General features: G+C 72.6%; 21 protein-coding genes. 6 read left to right on the forward strand and 15 right to left on the reverse strand.

The window, feature by feature from the left end; all coding sequences use genetic code 11:
* Window positions 1-18 precede the first annotated feature (18 nt).
* Window positions 19-1,083 carry an FAD-dependent monooxygenase gene (locus tag CS0771_RS37900; protein WP_212845427.1) on the reverse strand — a complete coding sequence of 355 codons (1,065 nt, stop codon included), beginning with the start codon at window positions 1,081-1,083 and terminating at the stop codon, window positions 19-21.
* 55 nt (window positions 1,084-1,138) lie between these two features.
* Between CS0771_RS37900 and CS0771_RS37905 the strand changes: the two genes are divergently transcribed.
* Window positions 1,139-1,702, forward strand: coding sequence for a TetR/AcrR family transcriptional regulator (locus CS0771_RS37905; RefSeq protein ID WP_212845428.1), 564 nt, complete (start codon window positions 1,139-1,141; stop codon window positions 1,700-1,702).
* Window positions 1,703-1,706: 4 nt separating this feature from the next.
* Here CS0771_RS37905 and CS0771_RS37910 read toward each other — a convergent pair whose 3' ends face one another.
* Window positions 1,707-2,375, reverse strand: a complete 669-nt coding sequence (locus CS0771_RS37910) for a VOC family protein (RefSeq protein ID WP_212845429.1) — start codon at window positions 2,373-2,375, stop codon at window positions 1,707-1,709.
* Window positions 2,376-2,451: 76 nt separating this feature from the next.
* Between CS0771_RS37910 and CS0771_RS37915 the strand changes: the two genes are divergently transcribed.
* Window positions 2,452-3,375, forward strand: a complete 924-nt coding sequence (locus tag CS0771_RS37915) for a site-2 protease family protein (RefSeq protein ID WP_212845430.1) — start codon at window positions 2,452-2,454, stop codon at window positions 3,373-3,375.
* Window positions 3,376-3,423: 48 nt separating this feature from the next.
* Here the strand turns inward: CS0771_RS37915 and CS0771_RS37920 are convergent, their stop codons facing one another.
* The 10 genes from CS0771_RS37920 to CS0771_RS37965 form a co-directional block, all read right to left on the reverse strand.
* Window positions 3,424-3,621 carry a DUF397 domain-containing protein gene (locus CS0771_RS37920; RefSeq protein ID WP_244871270.1) on the reverse strand — a complete coding sequence of 66 codons (198 nt, stop codon included), beginning with the start codon at window positions 3,619-3,621 and terminating at the stop codon, window positions 3,424-3,426.
* A gap of 145 nt (window positions 3,622-3,766) precedes the next feature.
* On the reverse strand, window positions 3,767-3,967 hold the full coding sequence (locus CS0771_RS37925; protein ID WP_212845431.1) for a DUF397 domain-containing protein: 201 nt from the start codon (window positions 3,965-3,967) through the stop codon (window positions 3,767-3,769).
* A 49-nt stretch (window positions 3,968-4,016) separates the two neighbouring features.
* The gene (locus tag CS0771_RS37930) at window positions 4,017-4,904 is read right to left on the reverse strand and encodes a helix-turn-helix transcriptional regulator (protein WP_212845432.1); all 888 of its coding nucleotides are present in this window, start codon (window positions 4,902-4,904) and stop codon (window positions 4,017-4,019) included.
* A gap of 120 nt (window positions 4,905-5,024) precedes the next feature.
* Window positions 5,025-5,243 carry a DUF6232 family protein gene (locus tag CS0771_RS37935; RefSeq protein WP_212845433.1) on the reverse strand — a complete coding sequence of 73 codons (219 nt, stop codon included), beginning with the start codon at window positions 5,241-5,243 and terminating at the stop codon, window positions 5,025-5,027.
* Window positions 5,244-5,390: 147 nt separating this feature from the next.
* Entirely contained in the window at window positions 5,391-5,762 is a 372-nt protein-coding gene (locus CS0771_RS37940; RefSeq protein WP_203740380.1) for a hypothetical protein, read from the reverse strand.
* Window positions 5,763-5,765: 3 nt separating this feature from the next.
* A complete protein-coding gene (locus CS0771_RS37945) occupies window positions 5,766-6,191 on the reverse strand; it encodes a roadblock/LC7 domain-containing protein (protein WP_244871271.1) in 426 nt (141 codons plus the stop codon).
* A 53-nt stretch (window positions 6,192-6,244) separates the two neighbouring features.
* Complete coding sequence (locus tag CS0771_RS37950; protein WP_212845435.1) at window positions 6,245-7,219, reverse strand: hypothetical protein; 975 nt, start codon at window positions 7,217-7,219, stop codon at window positions 6,245-6,247.
* Between the two features lie 7 nt (window positions 7,220-7,226).
* Entirely contained in the window at window positions 7,227-7,604 is a 378-nt protein-coding gene (locus CS0771_RS37955) for a hypothetical protein (protein ID WP_212845436.1), read from the reverse strand.
* A 398-nt stretch (window positions 7,605-8,002) separates the two neighbouring features.
* Entirely contained in the window at window positions 8,003-8,371 is a 369-nt protein-coding gene (locus tag CS0771_RS37960; RefSeq protein WP_212845437.1) for a hypothetical protein, read from the reverse strand.
* Window positions 8,372-8,483: 112 nt separating this feature from the next.
* Window positions 8,484-9,671: a branched-chain amino acid ABC transporter substrate-binding protein gene (locus CS0771_RS37965; RefSeq protein ID WP_212845438.1), complete on the reverse strand. Its 1,188-nt coding sequence runs from the start codon at window positions 9,669-9,671 to the stop codon at window positions 8,484-8,486.
* Between the two features lie 222 nt (window positions 9,672-9,893).
* On the opposite strand from CS0771_RS37965, the gene CS0771_RS37970 reads away from it, so the two are divergent.
* Window positions 9,894-11,885, forward strand: coding sequence for a bifunctional diguanylate cyclase/phosphodiesterase (locus CS0771_RS37970; protein WP_212845439.1), 1,992 nt, complete (start codon window positions 9,894-9,896; stop codon window positions 11,883-11,885).
* Between the two features lie 60 nt (window positions 11,886-11,945).
* Here the strand turns inward: CS0771_RS37970 and CS0771_RS37975 are convergent, their stop codons facing one another.
* Window positions 11,946-14,390: a glycosyl hydrolase family 28-related protein gene (locus tag CS0771_RS37975; RefSeq protein ID WP_212845440.1), complete on the reverse strand. Its 2,445-nt coding sequence runs from the start codon at window positions 14,388-14,390 to the stop codon at window positions 11,946-11,948.
* A gap of 402 nt (window positions 14,391-14,792) precedes the next feature.
* Here CS0771_RS37975 and CS0771_RS37980 point away from each other — a divergent pair, with 402 nt between their 5' ends.
* From CS0771_RS37980 to tnpB, 3 genes are all read left to right on the forward strand, one after another.
* Entirely contained in the window at window positions 14,793-15,968 is a 1,176-nt protein-coding gene (locus CS0771_RS37980; protein ID WP_212845441.1) for a glycoside hydrolase family 3 N-terminal domain-containing protein, read from the forward strand.
* The gene (locus CS0771_RS37985) at window positions 15,965-17,206 is read left to right on the forward strand and encodes a serine hydrolase (RefSeq protein ID WP_212845442.1); all 1,242 of its coding nucleotides are present in this window, start codon (window positions 15,965-15,967) and stop codon (window positions 17,204-17,206) included. Before CS0771_RS37980 ends, CS0771_RS37985 begins: the two co-directional genes overlap by 4 nt.
* Window positions 17,207-17,387: 181 nt before the next feature.
* Window positions 17,388-18,767, forward strand: coding sequence for an IS607 family element RNA-guided endonuclease TnpB (gene tnpB / locus CS0771_RS37990; protein WP_212845443.1), 1,380 nt, complete (start codon window positions 17,388-17,390; stop codon window positions 18,765-18,767).
* Window positions 18,768-18,793: 26 nt separating this feature from the next.
* On the opposite strand, the gene glyA is transcribed toward tnpB, so the two are convergent.
* Window positions 18,794-20,065 carry a serine hydroxymethyltransferase gene (gene glyA, locus CS0771_RS37995; RefSeq protein WP_305835713.1) on the reverse strand — a complete coding sequence of 424 codons (1,272 nt, stop codon included), beginning with the start codon at window positions 20,063-20,065 and terminating at the stop codon, window positions 18,794-18,796.
* Complete coding sequence (gene gcvH / locus CS0771_RS38000; RefSeq protein ID WP_212845444.1) at window positions 20,062-20,442, reverse strand: glycine cleavage system protein GcvH; 381 nt, start codon at window positions 20,440-20,442, stop codon at window positions 20,062-20,064. Before gcvH ends, glyA begins: the two co-directional genes overlap by 4 nt.
* Between the last annotated feature and the right edge of the window lie 85 nt (window positions 20,443-20,527).

The raw sequence follows: 20,527 nt of genomic DNA on the forward strand, positions 1-20,527 counted from the left end.
CGACGCGGCCCGTCATCCCTACGCGGGCGGCCCGCCGAGCGTCAGCGCGGTGCGCAGCACCAGGTCACGCAGTGGCAGGAACCGGCGGGCCTGGGACATCCGGTTCACCAGCAGCGACGTCGCCGCCATGCGCTGGGTGGGGCGGCGGCGGCGCCGGTCGTACTCGCGCAGCCCGGCCGGCACGTCGCCGTCGGCCAGGCACTCCGCGAGCACCGCGCCGTCGATGACCGCCTGACAGGCACCCTGTCCCAGGTCGGGTGTCATCGCGTGCGCGGCGTCGCCGAGCAGCGCCACGTTGCCGTGCACGTAGGACGGCAGCGCCGGGGCGAGGTGATGGAGGTCGTGCCGGATCACCCCCGAGGTGGCGTACCGGTCGAGCACGGCCGGGATGGGGTCGTGCCAGCCGCCGAAGATCCGGCGCAGCTCGTCCGGGGCGGGCAGGGCGGGCTGGTGGTGCTCGGGGGCGGTCACCACGGCGTACCAGTTGGTGCGGCCCGGTCCCTGCGGGGTGACGCCGAAGCGCGCGCCGACGCCCCAGGTCTCGCCACCGGTGTCGGTGTCCAGGTCGGCGGTGCCCCGCCACACCGTCGCCCCCGTGTAGCGCAGGCCGTGGCGCTCGCCGTACAGCGCGGTGCGGATGCGGCTGCCGATGCCGTCGGCGGCCACCACCAGGTCGTGTTCGGCCCGCAGCGCCGTGACGTCGCCGACCGGGACGCCGAAGCGCACCACCCCGGCGGGCAGTGCCGCGTGCAGCACGCCGAGCAGCGCGGGCCGGGCCACCAGGTGCACGGGCTCGCCGTGGCGGGCGGTCACCGCGTCCATGTCCAGCGCCACGATCCGGCTGCCGTCCGGGCGGCGGATCGCGCCGTTGCCCTGCGGCAGCCCGGCCGCGCGCACCCGGCCGCCGATGCCGAGCCCGTCGAGCGCGCGCAGCGCCGAGGGCCAGATGCCCAGGCCGGTGCCGGTGGTGGGGGGCGCGTCGGCGCGCTCGTACACCGTCACGTCCCAGCCCGCGGCCCGCAGTCCGACGGCGGCCGTCAGACCGCCGATGCCGCCACCTACGACGGCAGCTCTCTTCACCATGGGGCGACCGTACTACATCTGTAGTGCCACTGACTACAACTGTAGTATGGCTCTCATGTCCGACCGCAGACAGCAGCTCCTCGACGCCGCGATCGAGGTGCTCGGCACCCGCGGCCTGCGCGCGCTGACCCACCGCGCGGTCGACGCCGCCGCCGAGCTGCCCGAGGGCTCCACCTCCAACGCCTTCCGCACCCGCGAGGCGCTGATCGGCGGCGTGCTCGACCGGCTGGTCGAGATCGAGACCGAGGTCTGGCAGCGGCTGGCCGCCGGGCAGGCCGCCGCGCCGTCGGATCCCGAGCAGGTGACGCGGCTCGTCGCGCAGATGGTGCTCGAACTGGCCGGGCCCGCCCGGCGGCTGACACTCGCCCGCCACGCGATCTTCCATGAGGCCGCGTTCCACCCCGGCCTGCAGGAACGGATCGGCGCGGCCCGGCAGCGGCTGGCCGCCTGGGGCAAGCCGTGGCTCGCGCATCTCGGCTCACGCGACCCGCAGGCCGACTACCTGACGATGCTCGCGCTGATCGACGGCCTGCTCGCGATCCAGCTCGCCTGCCCCGACCCCGCCTTCGACCCCACCCCATCGATCCGCACCGCCCTGCGCGGCCTGGCCGCCGGGTGAAGAATCAGTCCCGGCCCAGCCACGTGGTGACGCAGGCTTCGTTGCCCTCCGGGTCGGCGAGCACCCGGAACGCCGGCATCGCGCCGTCGTCGACCATCCGCCCGCCCGCCGCCAGCGCCGCCGCCACCCGGCGGTCGGCCTCGTCGTGCGGCACCGAGACGTCCAGGTGGATGCGGTTACGCTGCGGGCGCGGCGCGTCCAGCTGCTGGAACCACACCGCCGGGCCCTGACCGTACGGGTCGGCGAGCGATCCGTCGGGCTCCGGCGCGTACCCGAGCACGGCCTGCCAGAACGGGCGCACCGCGGCGATGTCCAGCGCGTCGATCGCGATCTCCAGCGCCTGCACGGCCCGCTCCGGCCCGGCCGTCGCGTCGATCGCGTATCCGGCCTCGCCGAGCGCGGCCGAGACCCGGGCCGCCAGCGCCGTCTCCGCCGCGGTGGGCCGGGAGCCGGGCCGCCGCACGGTCAGCAGCACCCGGTCGGCGCGCAGGTCAAGATGCAGGTGGCGGTCGTCGCCGGACCCCGCCGCCGCGACCGCGCGGGCCGCCACGTCGACCGCCTGCGCGGGCGCCGCCACCGGCACCACGGCCTGCAGCTCGCCCAGCACGAACCGCCAGCCGAGCCCGGTGACCGCATCGGACGCCTGCCGCCGGGTGAGAACCGTCTCGCTCATGCTCCGATCGTCGCAGCACACCCCGACACTCGCGGCGTACCCCTGAGAGCGGCGAGCTCGGGTAGCCTTGCCCGGCATGAACGCCAGGGAGCACGACGACCCGCTGGACCGGCTGGCGGCCGAAGAGGACTGGAGCCGCCGGGCGCGCGCGGTCGAGAAGGACGTGCGGCGCGAGCTGCGCAGGCCGGTGTTCCGTCCGGCCCGGACACCCCGCCCGCGGGGCGCGCGGCCGGAGCGCGGCGGCGTGTCCTGGATCTTCGTGCTGCTGGTGCTGCTGACGGTGGGCAGCGCCGCGGCGACCTGGGCCGGGCTCGGCCCGGCCACGCTGACCGTGTTCGTCTTCGTGCTGTCCGGCTGGCTGGTGACGCTGTGCCTGCACGAGTTCGCCCACGCGCTGACCGCGCACCGGGGCGGTGACGACACCGTCGCCGGCAAGGGCTACCTGCGCCTGGACCCGCGCCGGTACGGCCACCCGGTGTTGACCCTGATCCTGCCGCTGCTCGTGCTGCTCATCGGCGGCCTGCCGCTGCCCGGCGGCGCGGTGCTGATCGAGACGCACCGGCTGCGCAACCGGCTGCGCGACGCGATGGTCTCGCTGGCCGGTCCGGCGGTGAACATCATCGCGGCGGCGGTCCTGCTCACGACGGTCTCGGCGTTCGGCCCGGAGTATCTGGCACTGGTGCCCGCGCCGGAGGCGGCGTTCTGGGCGGCGCTGTCGCTGCTGGCATACCTGCAGGTCGCGGCGGCGATCCTGAACCTGCTGCCGGTGCCCGGCCTGGACGGCTGGGGCACGATCGAGCCGTACCTGCCCTCCTCCGCGCGCCGGGTCGGCGACCGGATCAAGCCGTTCGGCATCCTGCTGGTGTTCGCGCTGCTCTGGATCGACGTGTTCCGGGACCTGTTCAGCGAGGCGACGTTCTTCTTCCTCGACGTGTCCGGCATCCCGCTGGAGGCGGTGGGCCTCGGCTACCACCTGTTCCAGTTCTGGCGGGGCTGGTGACCTTCGCGGTCGGGCGCGGTGACCACTCCGTCGCCGCGCCGGTCCCCGTCAGAGATCGAACTCGCCGGCCTTGGCCGAGCGCAGGAACGCCGTCCACTCCTCGTGGCTGAACGCGACGGCCGGCCCGTCGGTCCGCGCCCGGCGCACGCGCACCTCGTCCGTCCCGTAGCCCACCTCGACGCAGGCGTTGGTGTCGCAGTACGAGCCGATCCGCCAGGTCACCTGCTCGCTGTCGTCCGATGTCACGGGCTCGCCCTCCCATCGATAGCCGGCTCTCAAATCTACAAGCTCCGGCACACGCGGGGACCCGGCGAACGTGCCCGCTTTCGGCCGGTGACCGGCACTCGTGGACACGGGTGCCGATCACCGAGGCTTCGGCCGAGGTGCTCGGCTACCGGGACGCGAAGTCGCCGGCCCCCACGCCGGCGACGAACGTCTGCCACTCCTGGCGGCTGAAGCGGAGGACGGGCCCCTGCGGGTTCTTTCCGTCGCGTACGGCGATCTCCTGACCGGCGAGCGCCACCTCGACGCACGCGCTCGAATCGCAGTAGCTGCTCTTCACCCAGCCAGTGGGCGTTTCGACAACAGACATCTTCTGATCAGCAATTCCCTTCGGACCGGACTGGTGGTTATCACCTCGCTCAACGATCAATGGCCGCCTTTAGCGCGGCGACCCGTGCCTCCACCAGGAGGACCGACTTCTCCTCCGGGTACGACACGCGCCACATCTCGTCGAACATCCACCGATGCCGGTGCAGCGCCTCGGGGGCGTGCACCACCTCGTCCTTCAGCCAGCTCTCCCGGTAGAGGACGAGGTCGTCGTCGGCGCCGAGGTCCAGGATCACGAAGGGGCCGAGCATCACGAAGGACCCCTTCGTGAACGGCAGGATGCGCAGCACCACCTTGCCGGCGGCGACGTGGGCGAGCAGCTGCCTGAGCTGCTCGTACATCATCTCCGGCCCGCCGACCTCGCGATGCAGCACGGACTGGTCGAGCACGAGCAGATACTCGGGCGGATCGGGCCGGTCGAAGACCTGGCTGTGCCGGCGCATCCGCACCTCCAGCCGGACGGCGCGCTGCTCGTCCGACATCTCGGCGAGGTCCCGGTTCCAGAATTCGAACACGGCGTCGGCGTGCTCCCGGGTCTGCAGGACACCCGGGATCATCGTCGAGGAGAAGCAGCGGATCGCCGTCGCCTGGCTCTCGAACTGCAGCAGCTGCAGCATCCCGTTGGTCAGCTGGCTGCGGTAGTCCGACTGGTCCCACCAGCCCCGGCGCCGGGAGGTCCGGGCGTCCTGGGCGAGCTGGTCGACGGTGTCGCGGTCGGTGACCCCGAGCGTCTGCAGCAGTGCGCGGAGGTCGGTGCTGGACACCGTGACCTCGCCGCTCTCGATCCGCTGCACCTTGGACAGCGACCAGTCCAGAGCCTCGGCGACCTGCCCCTGCGTGAGCTCGTGCGCCTCCCGGGAGCGCCGCAGCGCGAGCCGGAGACGCCGACGGGCCACCGCGGGCGAGTCACCCGAACTCATGGTGGTCCTCCCGACGAGTCAATCAGCCGTACCGCAGATCGAGATGCCGCTGAGCGAGTAACGCAACGACGTTACACCTCCGCGGCATCCCTGGGGACCGCCTCGCGACACAAAACGATGTCAATTCGTCAGGTGGTCGTCGGCGTACCCCATGGCGCGGACCAGAGCGTGCACGACCTGCGAAAAGGTGCGCCGGTCGGTGCTTCGGAAGAGCACCTGCGGCGAGCCCTCGCAGACGCCGTGCAACTCGTAGGAGTGACCGCCGGTGCGCCGGCAGCCGCCGACCCCGGCGGCAGCGAGGGCGGCCGGAAGCGGCGGCGCTTCCTTGCCGCTCCGCATGAGATCGACCGACCTTGATCGCCATAGAGCAATCTGCGGTACCGCAGAATTTAACGAAGATCAAAGTTAATCAGTCCGATCACGGCCGTCCACCGCCGACGGACCGGCGCACGGCCCTGACCGTCGGCGGCGCGGACGGCGGCGGCGTCACATCTGGAGCCCCTCCTCGATGGTCTTGAGCTTGTGCCGGGCCATGGCCAGGTTCGCCCGCCCCTTGCTCAGCACCAGGTAGAGGAAGAGCCCCTGGGTGTTGCGGCTGGTGAGCGGCCGGATCACGTGGTACTGCCCGCTCAGGGTGATCAGGATGTCCTCGATGTTCTCCTTGAGCTTGAGCATCTCCAGCGTGCGCAGCTTCGCCCGCACCACGTCGGTGTTGCCCGCCGCGGCGATGGTCAGGTCGAAGTCCTTGCTGTTGCCGAGCGTGCCCAGCGCCATCCCGCTGGTGTAGTCCACCAGCGCGACGCCGGTCGCGCCCTCGATCTGCATCGCTTCCTGCAGCGAGCTCTCCATGTCAGCCATGGCCTACCTCGTTCTCTTTCCGGGTGAAGGGTCGTACTGTTCGGTGGTTCGGCGCTGTTCGGCCTGCCGGACCAGCTCGCCGATGCGGACGGCGGCCGGGCGGGCCTCGTGGTGCAGGCGGGCGACGTTGAGCTCCCGCCCCGCGATGACGGTGAGCAGTGCCGATGCCCCGGCGGCGAAGGTCGCCACGTAGCCGTTGGTGGCCGTGGTGACCGATTCGCGGAACTCGCCGGCCCGCACCGCCGCCACGGTCTGCTGCCCCAGACCGAGCTGGGCCGCCGACATCGCGGCGAACACCTCCGGCTCCACACCGTGCGTGTCCTGCGCTATCAGCAGGCCGTCCACGCTGGCCACGACGACGCCGAGCACGTGGGGCAGGCGCAGGCGCAGGTCGCGTATCTCAGCGAGCACCGGACTGTCAGGTGTCAAAGGGGTGACTCCTCTCCTCCTACCGCGTAGGACACTTCTCAGCAGGTGACGCATCACAGCGCCCCCAGCCCGGCGAGGAGCCGGACGAGGATCTGCTCGGACACCCGGGGTTCTGCCGCCATCCCGACCGGCACCAGGAACTCGGCCGCCGGCTGGTGCCGTACGTCACGATGCGGGAGCACGGGCGGCGGCAGGCTGGTGTCCACCGGCTCCGGTTCGGGCAGCGGCTCGGGCTCCGGGGCCGGCTGGGCGTGCCTGCCGACCCGCTCCGCCTCCGGGGTCGCGGGCAGGCCCGCGGCGGCCCGCGCGCGCACGGTGGCGACGGACTCGGCGGCCGCGGAGCCGCCGGGCCGCCCCGGCTCGACCAGCCCGGACCTCGCCATCCGGCGCACCTCGAGCATGACCGAGAAGGTGTCGCGGCCCAGCAGGCGGGCCAGGTCGACGGGGCTGCGGCGGCGGTCGGCGTTGGCCACGACCTCCCACTGCAGCGCGGTCAGCGCCACACACTGCGAGCGCAGCCGGCGCTGCGGGAGCACGGCCGCGGTGTCGATGGCGGCGTCCGGCCAGGCGTCGGCGAGCAGCCGCTTGCGCCGGTCCACCTCCTGGCAGACCACGCGCAGGTCGAGGGTGCGCAGGTGGCCGACCGGATGGCGGGCGCGGTGCTCGAACTGCGTACCCACGACCAGGTCGAACAGGAAGAAGGCGGCGTCGTAGAGCGCCATCACGCCCAGCGCCTCCAGCTCGGGCTGGCTGACCAGCCCGCCGTCCACCAGCTCGGGGCCGATGCGGTGCTGGGCGCGGCCGGCGTTGACCGCGGCGCGCCACGCCTCGGCGGGCAGCCGGCCGGAGGCGGTCAGCAGCCGCTCCAGCCCGGACGCGACCGGGCACTCGGCGTATGCGATGCGGCCGTCCGCGATGTACACGACCCCGCCGGGCGGGTCGAGGATGCGCAGGGCGCCGGTGACGCCGGCCGCGCACCAGGGCTCCAGCAGTTCGCGCAGCATCGGCCGGCGTGAGCTCGTAGGCATACGGCGGTCAGTTCGCGCTGATCTGCGCGGCGACGGCGCTCAGCTGCCGCTGCGCCACGACCAGGTTGCCCACCGCCCGGTCCAGCCACAGGTAGAGCACCATGCGTGCCTCGATGTCCGAGCGCAGCAGGCGCATCACGTGATAGCCGTTGCCGGCGGTGATCACGATGTCCTCGACGTGGGCGGGCTGCCCGACGGTGGCGAAGGCCGCGGTCTGCATGGTCGCGTGGATCATGTCCGCCGCGTCCGCGGGCGCGTCGCCGATACTGCCCGGCCCCCGGCCGGCCGCGCCGATGACCGATCCGCTGGGGAAGTCGATGAGGCTCGCCCCGTGTACGCCCTGGAGCGCCATCAACTGCTGAAGGCAGTCGTCGATATCAAGCACACCCGCTCCCCGGAGAGTGAGGCCACCCGCGGGTCGTCGCCGCTCGGCGTGCCTGAATCACCGCCGCGGTAACGGGTAGCTCGGTGCAGACTACAGCAGGTGACAGAGATAAGAGATGATTCACGCGAAAACTATTCGTCTGTAACTTTTGCCCGAAAGTCCGATTCAAGTCGCATGTAGACGGTCCGCCGGGTTGGTTGCCCACCACGTGAGTCCCCCGCCGAACCCCGACCGCACGGGAGGTTACGCACCTTCGACCTCGGCGAATCGCACACACTGTCCGTCACCGAGGGATTGCGTACCCGGCATGCCTCCGATAAGGACCCTCACGCCGCGAGGGCCGGCCGCCTCCACCGGGGGTGGGAGGCGGCCGGCCCTCGCGGTGCCGGGGGTTGCGGTTACGCCGACCGCTTGGTCTTGCGGGCCAGCCACCACACGACGGTGACGACGGCCGCGCCGACGACCCACGGCCGGGGGTTGCGCCGGACGCTGTCCATCACGTCGCGGCCCGCCGCCTCCCACTCCTGGGAGCTGGACGGCATCTTCACGGCGAGATCGTGCACGACCTCGCCCGCCTTGTCGCGGGCCAGCGCCGCCGTCGCGGCGACCTGGTCCTTGACCTCCCCCGCCTGGGTGGCGAGGGTGTGACCGGACTCGGCCAGGGTGTGCCTGACCTCGCCGGCCTGCGCGGCGACCGCGCGACCCGACTCGGCCAGCGTCTCCTTGAGCTGGCTGGCCGAAGCGGCGACTCCGTTGTTCCTTGCCATGAGCAGACCTCCTCGTTCGCGCCGAGCACGCCTAAGAACGTGGCCCGTTCGCGAACCGGATACCCGCTCGGGAGAGCGCTAATCGCGGCAGCCGGGACGGGAGAGCCGGATCTCAGCTGACCTCACGGACGAGGACGAACTCGCCGTTCTTGATCTGCAGCAGGATGAACGTGGGGTTGGGCTGGGTGCCGTCCGGCTTGAACTCCGCCGGGCCGGAGAGCAGCTCGATGTCGCCGGGCTTGGTCTCGGCGATCGCCTTGCGCACGGCCTCCCGGTCGACGGTGCCCGCCCGCTGGATCGCGTTCAGGCTGAGCCGGACGGCGTCGTACGCCTGCATGGTGAACGGACCGGGCTCGTGGCCGTAGGAGGCGCGGTACTTGGCGGCCCAGTCCGTGGCCGCGGGCTCGAACTGCGCCAGCGGCAGCGTGATGCCGTACACGCCCTGCTCCTGGGCGGGTGTGAGCTGGTCGAACAGCGTCGGGTCGGTGCCCGCGTCGGACAGCATGATCGTGCCCTGGAAGCCCGAGTCGCGCAGGTCGCGGATCATGCGGGCGGCCTCGGGGTAGTAGCCGGTGAAGAAGACCAGGTCGGCGTTCTTCTCGCGCACCGTGTCCACCACCCGCGGGTAGCTGGTGGCGCCCTGGCTGACCGTGATCTGGTCGGCCAGGGTCAGCGGCCCGCCGTTCTTGGTCACGTCCGCCACGGCGGCGTCGGCGATGGTCTCCGGGAAGCTGGTGCCGTCGTCGATCACCAGCAGCCGCTTGCGGCCCAGCGACTCCATCGCGTCGACCGCGTGCGCCGCCTCCACCGTGGTGGTGCCGGAGAGCAGGAAGACGCTGTTGTAGCCGGGCACCAGCAGATCGGTGGAGTTCGCCGCCGGGATGATCATCGGGATGCCGGCGGTGTGGAACACCTTGAGCACGGGCACCGCGGCCACGCTGCAGCCGCCGCCGACGGAGACGGTGATGTCCCGGCCGATCATCTCGTTGGCCTTGACCACCGCCGTGCCGGGGTCGCACGCGTCGTCGCCGACGACCAGCTCCACCTTGCGCCCGAGCACGCCGCCGGCCTCGTTCGCGTCCTGGATGGCGATCTGGTACGCCTCCAGCAGGCGCTTGCCCGTGGGCGCGTTGTCGCCGGTCAGCGGAATCAGCGCGCCGAGACGCACCACCTGGGGTGTTTCATCTGTTTCGGCGGTGTCCTGACAGGCGGCGACCATCCCGCCCAGGGCGGCGGCGAGCACCATGCTCACCACCCGCCTCAACTGACGCAGCGCGCCCGACTCGTGGAGCTTGTCCATATCGTGAATTAATATCAGAATTCTCGGGAAAGTCGGAATCGCCGCATAGGCTGGCCGACTTGTACTGCTAGCAGCACCGGACAGGTCGGCTGAGGCCGACCGGAGGAGGACCCCCGAAACATGCGCTGGCCGTCGTGGAGGCGGGCCGTCAAACGGCTCGGCAGGCCGGGCGTGTCCGCCCGCCGGGCCGACCCGGTGCTGCGGCCGCGCCGCAGCCTTGGCATGACCGCCGCTCTGGCGGCCGTGCTGTGTGGGCTGGGTGCGTTCACCCTCTGGGGCACGCTGCAGGCCACCCAGGCCACCGAGGCGCAGTCCAGGGCGCTCGTGCTGGACGCGGTCTTCAGCGAGGCGAGTTCGGCGGTGGCGGTGCAGGAGATGCAGGCCCGCCACTACCAGCTGGAGCCGTCCGTGGCGGCGCGCGCCCGCTACCTGGAGTCCGCCGCGCAGGCCGACGCGGCGCTGCGCCGGGCGGTCGAGCTGAGCTCGGGCGCGGCCCACGACGACGCGCTGCGGCTGCAGGCCGAGCAGTCGGCGTACCGGCAGGCCGCCGACGAGCTGATCGTCATGGTGACCGACCGCAACCCGGAGGCGGTCACCCAGGACCGGCTGGAGGTCACCCCGGCCTACTACACGCTCCAGCACGACGTCACCGAGGTGTCCCGGGCCCACCACGTGCAGGCCCAGAAGCTGGTCGCCGACCTGCGCAAGGTGCAGACCCGGATGTTCGCGGCGACCGTCGTCGGCTTCGCGGTCGGCCTCGGCCTGGTCGCCGCGATCTGGCGGGTCATGCTCGGCTACCAGCGCCGCGTGCTGCAGCACGCCGAGGTCAGCCAGCACCAGGCGCTGCACGACCCGCTCACCGGGCTGGCCAACCGGCTGCTGTTCCAGCGGCAGCTGGAGGACGCCCTCGACCCGAACGGCGCCGCGTCGGGTGACCAGCTCGCGGTCATGCTGATCGACATGAACGGCTTCAAGGCCGTCAACGACACGCTCGGCCACCAGGCCGGTGACGACGTGCTGGTGGAGACCGGGCACCGGCTGCGCAAGGTGGTCCGGGACGGGGACACCGTCGCCCGGCTGGGCGGCGACGAGTTCGCCGTGCTGCTGCCCCGGGTCGGCTCGGTCGAGGCGGCCGTCGAGATCGCCGAGCGAGCCACCGGCGCGCTGCGCCGCAACTACCTGCTGCCCGCCGGCTCGGCCGCGGTGAGCGGCAGCGTCGGCATGGCCCTGGCCCACGCCGGCACCTGCCCCGAGGACATGCTGCGCCACGCCGACGCGGCGATGTACCGGGCCAAGACCAGCGGCAAGGGCGTGGCCGTCTACGACCCCGACGTCGACACCGACCAGCCCAGCCGGATGGCGCTCTTCGGCGACCTGCGCGCCCTGCTCACCGAGGGCGATCCCGAGGGCGAGCTGGTGCTCTACTACCAGCCGCAGGTCCGGCTGTCCGACGCCACGGTCACCGCGGCCGAGGCGCTGGTGCGCTGGCAGCACCCGCAGCTCGGGCTGCTGTCCCCGGACGCCTTCCTGTACGTGGCGGAGACCGGCGGCCTGGAGATCCCGCTCACGTACCACCTGATGGGCCTGGCGGTGAAGCAGGCCGCGAAGTGGTGCGCGCAGGGGCACCCGCTGACGGTCTCGGTCAACGTGTCGCCGAACTGCCTGCTCGACGACGCGTTCGTGGGGCAGGTGCGCTCGGCGCTGGCCGAGCACGGCCTGCCCGCCACGCTGCTGCGGCTGGAGATCACCGAGAGCGGCATGACCACCGACCCGGTCCGGGCCCAGGACGTGCTGCGCCGGGTGCGCCGCGACGGCGTACAGGTCTCGATCGACGACTTCGGCACCGGGTTCAGCTCGCTCAACCAGCTCAAGCTGCTCTCCGCGGACGAGCTGAAGATCGACAAGACGTTCGTGCACGACCTGGCCACCGACCCCGGCGACGCCATCCTGGTGCGCAGCGCCATCGAGCTGGCGCACAACCTCGGCCTGTTCGTGACCGCCGAGGGCGTGGAGGACCTCACCGCGCTGGCGATGCTGGACGAGCTGGGCTGTGACCAGGTGCAGGGCTTCGCCCTGGCTCGCCCGGTGCCGCCGGACGTGCTGATGGCGGAGATCCGCAAGGCCCAGGACACGGCCCAAGCCACGCTCAAGCGTCCCGCCCGCCGCGACCCCGGCCCGCTGTCGGCCGCCCGCGCGGGCGCGCTCAACCCCTGACGCTCATGGCGAAGCTCCCCGCATGCCGGTCCGGCGGCATGCAGGGAGCTTTCCGCCTGGTCAGTGGGCGTACACCTCGAACTCGGAGAGCTGCGCGGCGGGCCAGCCGGTGTTCGACGTGAACGTCAGGGTCAGCTCCCGCGCCGTGACGGCGGGGAAGGCGATGGTGACGACGTTGCCGGTCTCCGGGGCGAACAGGTGCTCCGCGGCGGGCACCAGCGGCGCTCCGTCGGCCGCGACCGCGATGGTCTGCCGGCGGCCGCCCCAGTTGGCGGGCAGCTTCAGCACGATCCGGCGGATCTCCACCTGGTGGCCCAGGTCCAGGGTGACGGTCTGCGGGAACGTGCCGTTCTGGCTCTCGAAGTACGTCGCCGGATCGCCGTCGACCAGGTTCGGCGGGGCGATCCACCACCCGGCCTGCGAGCTGGACGTGATGTCGCGCCCCAGCGCCAGGTTGCCGTCCGGGTCGAAGCCGATGCCGCGCAGGCCCACCACGTACGGCCCCGCGGGCGAGCTGCTGTGCACGGTGAGCAGCCCGGCGTAGTTGCCGGACGCCGCGGGCGCGAAGCGCACGGACAGGGTGCAGGTGGCCCCGACCGCGATGACCGGGCACACCCCGTCCACGGTGTACCCGCGCGGCGGCACCACGGCCTCGACCGTGACCGGCTCCGGTCCCGGGTTGGTGATCGCGATCGGCTGGACCGCGTCCGTGCCCAGCGGCTGGAAGCCGTAGTCCACGCCGGTGGCCTGCGCGATCTCCAGCTGCCCGGCGGGCGCGAAGCCGCACCGGGTGCCGGACCAGCCCAGGTTGCCCGCGCCGCGGGTCACCGTGAAGCCGCTGCCGCAGTCGTGCACGCCGGTGCCGCCCAGCCCGAAGGCGACCACCCCGGCGAAAGTGGCCGCGCCCGGCGCCTGCAGCTGCAGCGCGACGGTGCCCGCCCCGGCCACGGTCACCCGCTCCACCGACACGTTCGTGATGCTCTTGCCGAAGAAGTGCAGGCCCGCGTACGAGCTGTCCACCAGCGACACGTCCTGGACCTTGACCGCGCCGGTCATCGGCCCGTCGGCCGCCCAGAACCACAGCGCGCCGATCTGGGTCGGCTCGTTGGGCACCAGGCTGCCGGTGCGCACCAGCAGGTTCCGGGCGATGGTGGTGGTCCCGGCGAGCGGGCTCGCGCCGAACCGGTTGCCGACGTGCACGCCGCCGCCCTGGGTGACGGTGTCGGCGGCGATGTTGTCGCGCACCGTGTTGTCCCGGCCGCCGTACACCGCGAAGCCGTTGGCCAGCATCGGCAGCGCGACGGTGTTGTGCGCGAACGTGTTGCCGGTGTCGGCGTGGCTCGCCGACCACATGGCCATGCCGTCGTCGCCGGTGTTGCGCACGAACAGGTTGCCGACCGTGGACCGGCTGACGCCGTCGTGCAGGTTCAGGCCGTCGGCCCATACGTTCTTGATCCGGCCGCCGTCGATGACGAGGTTCTCCGACGGGCCGTCGAACCACATGCCGACCTTGACGTGCTCGACCCACACGTTGCTGATGCTGGAGTCGCTCAGCGAGCCGCCGAAGCCGCTGTCGATGGTGGCGTCGTCGCGGCCGGCCGTGCCGCCGAACACCGCGAAGCCGGACAGGTGCACGGCGGTGCTCGGGGTCGGCGCGGCGTTGCCGAACACGCCGACGCCCGCGCCGCGCAGCACGGTGTGCCACGGGCCCGCGCCCTGCACGGTCACCCGGTCGACCTGGAGCTTGCGGGTCACCGCGTACTCGCCCGGCGGGATCCACAGGCCGCGCTGCTGGTCGCGGGCCGCGTCGATCGCGTCCTGCAGGGCCTGGCCCGAGTCGGCGGCTCCGGTCGGGTCGGCGCCGAAGGCGAGCGCGTCCAGGAAGCCGTCCGGCTTGGCCGGAGCGGCCGCGACCAGCTCGAAGTCGGCCAGGTCGACCACGGCGGGGGCGCTCGCCCGCAGCCGCACCCGGGTGCCTGCGGCCAGCGTGCGGCCGAGCAGCGTGCGCGCGTCGTCGAAGTAGTGGTGCTGCCCCCGGTCGGCGGGCTCGTTCGTGTACGGGTAGTTGCCGTACACGTGGGCGTACGCCGAGGTCAGCGCCAGCGAGCCGACGGCCGTGCCGTTGGCGCTGACGATGAGCGAGGCGGTGGCGCCGTCCGGCACCGAGTAGCGCACGTCCACCGCGTTGGCCGCCTTGGCCAGGGTGAACTCGACGTACTCGCCCGCGTCGAGGGCGACCGCGCGGCGGCCGGACGCCTCGGCGGCAAGCTTGGTGAACGCCCGGGTGGCCGCGAGCACGGCGCCGTCGGTGCGCGCCGACTCGGCTTCGTACTCGGTGAACGGGACCTGCGCGCCGGGGCCGCCGGGCAGGGCGGGCAGCGGCAGCGCGGTGCCGGGCAGGGTCGGCAGGGTGGGGAGGGCGGGGGCCGCCGCCTGCGCCGGGCTCGACGCCGCGAGCAGGCCGGTCGCGGCGACCGCGGCCAGCAGGGTGGAGCGGAGCTTCATCAAAGGCTCCTATCAGGACGAATCACGCGCAGCGGGGCGCGCCTCATCGGATCGGGGGTGTGGTGGAGCCGCCGTTCGAACACGTCGCGACCGCGTAGCTGAACGGGACGCGAGCAGAGTAAGACCGTCCTCGCCACCACGTCCAGAGGCCAACGCAAAAATTCGACAAGGATCCGGCACGCTCACCGCGCGACAGAGACGCCTTAACATGGCCTCTGCCAGTACAGTTGTCGCCCTGACGCCCACTCTAAAGCGATCAGAAACTCGATACGACGTCCTCACGACAGCAGGGTTTACGCAAGAAAAGCTTAATCACTTGCAAGCCATTGCAAGCGCCTCACGCGCGACCGGATAACGGTGATCGCGGCCTGCCGAAGCAGCCCGGTCAGTAACGTGGACGGGGTGACGGGCGAGGGAGTCACCCGCCGCGGCCTGCTCGCCGGGCTGGGCTCCGCCGCGGTGGCGGCGGGGCTGGGCGCATGCCGCGCCAAGGACACGCCGGTGCCCGCGGCGCAGCCCACCCCCTCCCCCAGCCCGAGCCCGGCCGATGAGGCCGCGCTGCGCAAGAAGATCGCCCGGATGCTGATCGTCGGGTTCCGCGGCGCCACGGTCGGCCCGGACGACTGGATCATGCGGGCGATCCGCGAGCAGGGGCTCGGCGGCGTCATCCTCTTCGATCGCGACCAGCTGACCGGGGACAGCCGGAACATCAACTCCCCGGACCAGGTCACCACCCTGGTCGACACGCTGGCCGGAGCCGCGCCGCACGGGCTGATCGTCTCCATCGACCAGGAGGGCGGCCGGATCGCCCGCCTCGGCCCGCAGAACGGCTTCCCCGCGACGAAGTCGCCGGCTGAGATCGGCGCGACGAACTCCCCGCCGATCACCCGGGCCTGGGCCGCCGGCATGGCGCACACGCTGGTCCAGATCGGGGTGAACTTCGACTTCGCCCCGGTCGCCGACCTCGCGGTCAACCCGGACAACCCGGCGGTCGCCCAGCTCCAGCGCAGCTTCTCGGCCGATCCCGACGTCGTGGTGTCCTGCTGCACCGACTTCATCGGCGAGTTCCGCAAAGCCTCGGTGCGCACCTCGATCAAGCACTTCCCGGGGCTGGGCAGCGCGACCGGCAACACCGACTTCGAGGCCGTCGACGTCACCGACACCTGGACGCGCGCCGAGATCGAGCCGTTCCAGCGGCTGATCGCCGCGGGCACGGTGGACACCGTGATGGTCACCCACTTCCTGAACCGGAAGCTCGACCCCGAGCGCCCGGTGTCGCTGTCCAAGGCGGTGGTGACCGACCTGCTGCGCGGGCAGCTCGGCTGGGACGGCGTCGTGGTCACCGACGACATGCAGGCCGTGGCCATCACCAGCCGCTACGGCCGGGACGAGGCCACCACGTACGCCCTGCAGGCCGGGGTGGACCAGCTCGTCTTCTGCAACCAGGCGGTCTACGACACCGCGATCGTGGAGCAGACCGTGGACCTGGTGCTGCGGCTGATCCGCGAGGGCAAGGTCAGCCCGGCGCAGATCGACCGCTCGGTCGCCCGCATCGACGCCCTCTGGCCGCCACGATGACCGGACGCGCCGCCGGGTCCGCCGCGCCGCCGGGTCCGCCGCGCGTCTCCCGCCGGGGACTGCTCGCCGGAGCGGGCGCGCTGCTCGCCGGCGTTGCGGCAGGCTGTGCGGCGGCCGGGCCGCTGCCGACCGCCTCGCCGCGCGCGCCCGGCGACGACCTGCCGGCCCGGCTCGATGCCGCCGTCACCGGCACGATGCGGCAGCTGGGCATCCCCGGCGCGATCGTCGGCCTCTCGGTGCCCGGGATCGTCGAATACAGCCAGGTCTTCGGGGTCGCCGACGACGTCTCCGGCCGCCCGATGAGCCTCGCCGAGCACGTGCGGATCGGCAGCGTGACCAAGACGTTCACCGGCACCGCCGTGCTGCGGCTGGTCGAGGACAGGCTGCTGGCCCTCAGCGATCCGATCGCGAGGTTCGTCGGCGGCCTGCCCTCCGGCGACCGGATCACCCTGCGCATGCTCGGCGACATGCGGAGCGGCCTGTACTCGTACGAGCAGGACCCGGCGTTCGTCGCGGCGATGCTGGCCGAGCTGCCCCAGGGGCCGGACGCGGGCGCGGTCACCCCGGCGCAGCTGGTGGACGTCAGCGCCGCGCGCCCGCTGGCCTTCCCGCCCGGCAGCCGCTTCGAGTACGTCGACGTCAACGCCGTGCTGCTCGGCATGGTGGTGGAGCGGGTGACCGGGCGGCCGCTCGGCGACTACCTGCGTGAGCACGTCTTCGCGCCGCTGCGGCTGTCCGAATCGGTCTATCCCGCGTCCGGGGCCCTGCCGGAGCCGTACGCGCACGGCTACACGCGGGGCGCGGGCGGCGCGGTCACCGACGCCTCGCTGTGGAACCCGGCCTGGGCCGGGGCGGCGGGCGCCATCGTGTCGACGTTCGCGGACATGAAGACCTGGGCGCTGGCGCTGGGCAAGGGCACCCTGCTGGATCCGCAGACACAGTCGGTCCGGCTGGGACGGGTGCCGGAGAGCGGACCCGCCGCAGCGTACCGGTTCGCGATCTTCGAGAGCGGCGGCTGGTGGGGACACAACGGGAGCATCCCCGGCTACACCAGCGTGGTGATGTCGATCCCGCAGCGCAGCGCCACACTGGTGGTGCTCGCCAACACCGACGTGCCCCCGGTGCACGCGGCGGGCGCGCTGGCCGCGGCGGTCACCCGGCTGGCCACCCCGGACCACGTGTACGCGCAGCTCGACGGGGCTCGCCGGGCCACACCGTCCCCCACACCCGGGCGCTAGCAACGCTGACGATCGACGCCAGCCTGCCCGGATGAGCCCGGACAGGCCGGCGCCTTTCTATGGAGGGGGTATCCGGCTGCTGTTGTTTGAGTGAGCTTTGGTGTGCTTCAGCGCCCGCTGGTGTGCCGGGCCGGCGGGTGGTGGTCGAGGTGTTGTCGTACTCGGTGTATAACCTGTCCGCGTGTCCGATGTGGTTGGTGCTGTCGTGGTTCAGGCGTACCGGTTCGCCCTGGACCCGACCCCGGCCCAGGACCGAGACCTGCACCGCCACGCCGGAGCCGGGCGGTTCGCGTTCAACTGGGCCCTGGCCGCGGTGCGCGCCAACCTCGGCCAGCGCGCCGCCGAACGCACCTACGGCCTGGACGGTGAGCAGCTGACCCCTGCGCTGGGCTGGAACCTGCCCGCCCTGCGCCGCGCCTGGAACACCGCCAAACCCGAGGTCGCGCCGTGGTGGGCGCAGTGCTCGAAGGAGGCGTACAACACCGGCCTGGATGGGCTGGCGCGGGCGCTGGGCAACTGGTCGGCGTCGCGGTCGGGCCGCCGCGCCGGTGCGCGGGTTGGGTTCCCGCGGTTCCGGTCGCGGCGGCGGGTGACACCGTCGGTGCGGTTCACCACCGGCGCCATCCGCGTCGAGGACACCCGCCACCATGTGACCCTGCCCAGGCTGGGCCGCATCCGCACCCACGAGTCCACCCGCAAACTCGCCCGCCGCCTGCACGCGGGCACCGCCCGGATCATGTCGGCCACCGTCCGCCACACCGGCGGGCGCTGGCACGTGTCGTTCACCGTGCAGGTCACCCGCACCGCGCGCACCCCCGCCCACCCGCAGGCCACCGTCGGCGTCGACCTCGGGATCACCAGCCTGGCGGTGCTGTCCACCGGGCAGCTCGTGCCCAACCCCCGCCACCTGACCCGGGCACAAGCGCGGCTGCGCGCCGCCGCGCGGACCCTGTCCCAGCGCCAGGGCCCCGACCGGCGCACCGGCCAGCAGCCGTCCCGGCGCTGGCGGCAGGCCAAGACCCGCCTGACCCGCGCACACGCCCGCGTCGCGAACCTGCGCGCCGACGGCCTGCACAAACTCACTTCGGCCCTCGCCGCGACCTACGGGACGATCGTGGTCGAGGACCTCAACATCGCCGGGATGATCCGCAACCGGCGCCTGGCCCGGCACATCGCCGACGCCGGGTGGGCCACCCTGCGCCGCCAGCTGGAATACAAGACCACCTGGAACGTCGGCCGGCTGGTCGTCGCCGACCGGTGGTTCGCCTCCACGAAGACCTGTTCGTCCTGCGGCGTGGTGAAACCCAAGCTGCCGCTGCGGGTACGGACCTACACCTGCGAGCACTGCGGCCTGCGCTTGGACCGTGATCTCAACGCGGCGGTCAACCTGCAGCAGTACGTCGACCGGAGTGGCCGGCAGACGCAAAACGGCCGTGGAGCCGACCGTGAGACCACCCTCGTGGTGGCAGGTGGCTGTGAAACGACCACCCCGCACCACCCCGGTGGGTCAGACGGGGACCGTCGGCCGGCAACGGCCGACTGCAACACGAGTGGTCACTAGAGTCCACTCGGTTGCAACGGTAATGCCTAGAGCGCCGGGTAGAGCGGGTGCGCCGCGGTGAGGGCGGCCACCCGGGAGCGCAGCCAGGCCGCGACCGCGCCGTCGAAGGACGGCAGCAGCGCCTGCGCGACCACGTCCGCGACCTCCACGAAGTCCGGCTCGGTGAAGCCCCGGGCGGCCAGCGCCGCCGTGCCGACGCGCAGCCCGGAGGTGACCAGCGGCGGGCGCGGATCACCCGGCACCGCGTTGCGGTTGACCGTGATCCCGACCGCGTGCAGCCGGTCCTCGGCCTGCCTGCCGTCCAGCGCCGAATCGCGCAGATCCACCAGCACCAGATGCACGTCCGTGCCGCCGGTGAGCACGCTGATCCCGGCCCCGGCTACGTCCGGCTCGGACAGCCGCTGCGCCAGCAGCCGCGCGCCGCCGAGCGTACGCCGCTGCCGCTCGGTGAACTCCGGCTCGGCCGCGAGCTTGAACGCCACCGCCTTCGCGGCGATCACGTGCTGCAGCGGCCCGCCCTGCTGACCCGGGAAGACCGCGCTGTCGACCTTGCGCGCGACGTCCTCGTGGCAGGTCAGCACCACGCCACCGCGCGGGCCGCCGAGCGTCTTGTGGGTCGTGGTGGTCACCACGTCCGCGTACGGCACCGGGTTGGCGTGCAGCCCCGCCGCGACCAGCCCCGCGAAGTGCGCCATGTCCACCATGAGCCGGGCGCCCACCGCGTCGGCGATGCGCCGGAACGCGGCGAAGTCGAGCTGCCGGGGGTACGCCGACCAGCCCGCGATGATCAGCTGCGGCCGGTGCTCGTGCGCGAGCCGCTCGACCTCGGCCAGGTCCACCCGCCCGTCGTGCTCGGACACCCGGTAGGCCACCGCGCGGTAGAGACGGCCGGAGAAGTTGATCCGCATGCCGTGCGTGAGGTGGCCGCCGTGCGCCAGGTCCAGGCCGAGGATGGTGTCGCCGGGCTGGAGCAGCGCCGCCATCGCGGCCGCGTTGGCCTGCGCGCCCGAGTGCGGCTGCACGTTCGCGTACGCCGCGCCGAACAGCGCCTTGACCCGCTCGATCGCCAGCCGCTCCACCACGTCGACGTGCTCGCAACCGCCGTAGTAGCGGCGGCCGGGGTAACCCTCGGCGTACTTGTTGGTGAGCACCGAACCCTGCGCCTGCAGCACCGCGAGCGGCGCGAAGTTCTCGCTCGCGATCATCTCCAGGGTGTCGCGCTGGCGGCCCAGCTCGGCGCGCAGCGCCGCGTCCACCTCGGGGTCGCACTCGGCCAGCGTGCGGTCCAGCCCGGTCACGCCGCCTCCCCCGTGAACGCCGCGTAGGCGGCCGCGTCCAGCAGCTCGGGCGTGCCGGTCAGGCGCAGCCGGAACAGCCAGCCCTGCCCGTACGGGTCGCTGTTGAGCAGGCCCGGCTCGGCGGCGGCGGCCTCGTTCACGGCGACGATCTCGCCGGCGGCGGGCGCGTACAGCTCGCTGACCGACTTCGTCGACTCGATCTCGCCGCACGGCTCGCCCGCCGCCACGGTCCGGCCGGGCGCGGGCAGTTCGAGGAAGACCACGTCGCCGAGCGCGTCGGCGGCGAACGCGGTGATGCCGACGGTCGCGACGTCGCCGCCGTCCAGCCATTCGTGGTCACGGGTGTAGCGCAGGTGCGCGGGCACGGCACTGCTCACGGGAGGCTCCCTGGTCCGGGTGCCGCGGCGCGCGGCACCGAGGTCGGTGTGCCTCCCCCTCTGTCATGGAGCCTGAGAGCTTCAC

This window comes from Catellatospora sp. IY07-71 (assembly GCF_018326265.1).
GTDB lineage: Bacteria > Actinomycetota > Actinomycetes > Mycobacteriales > Micromonosporaceae > Catellatospora.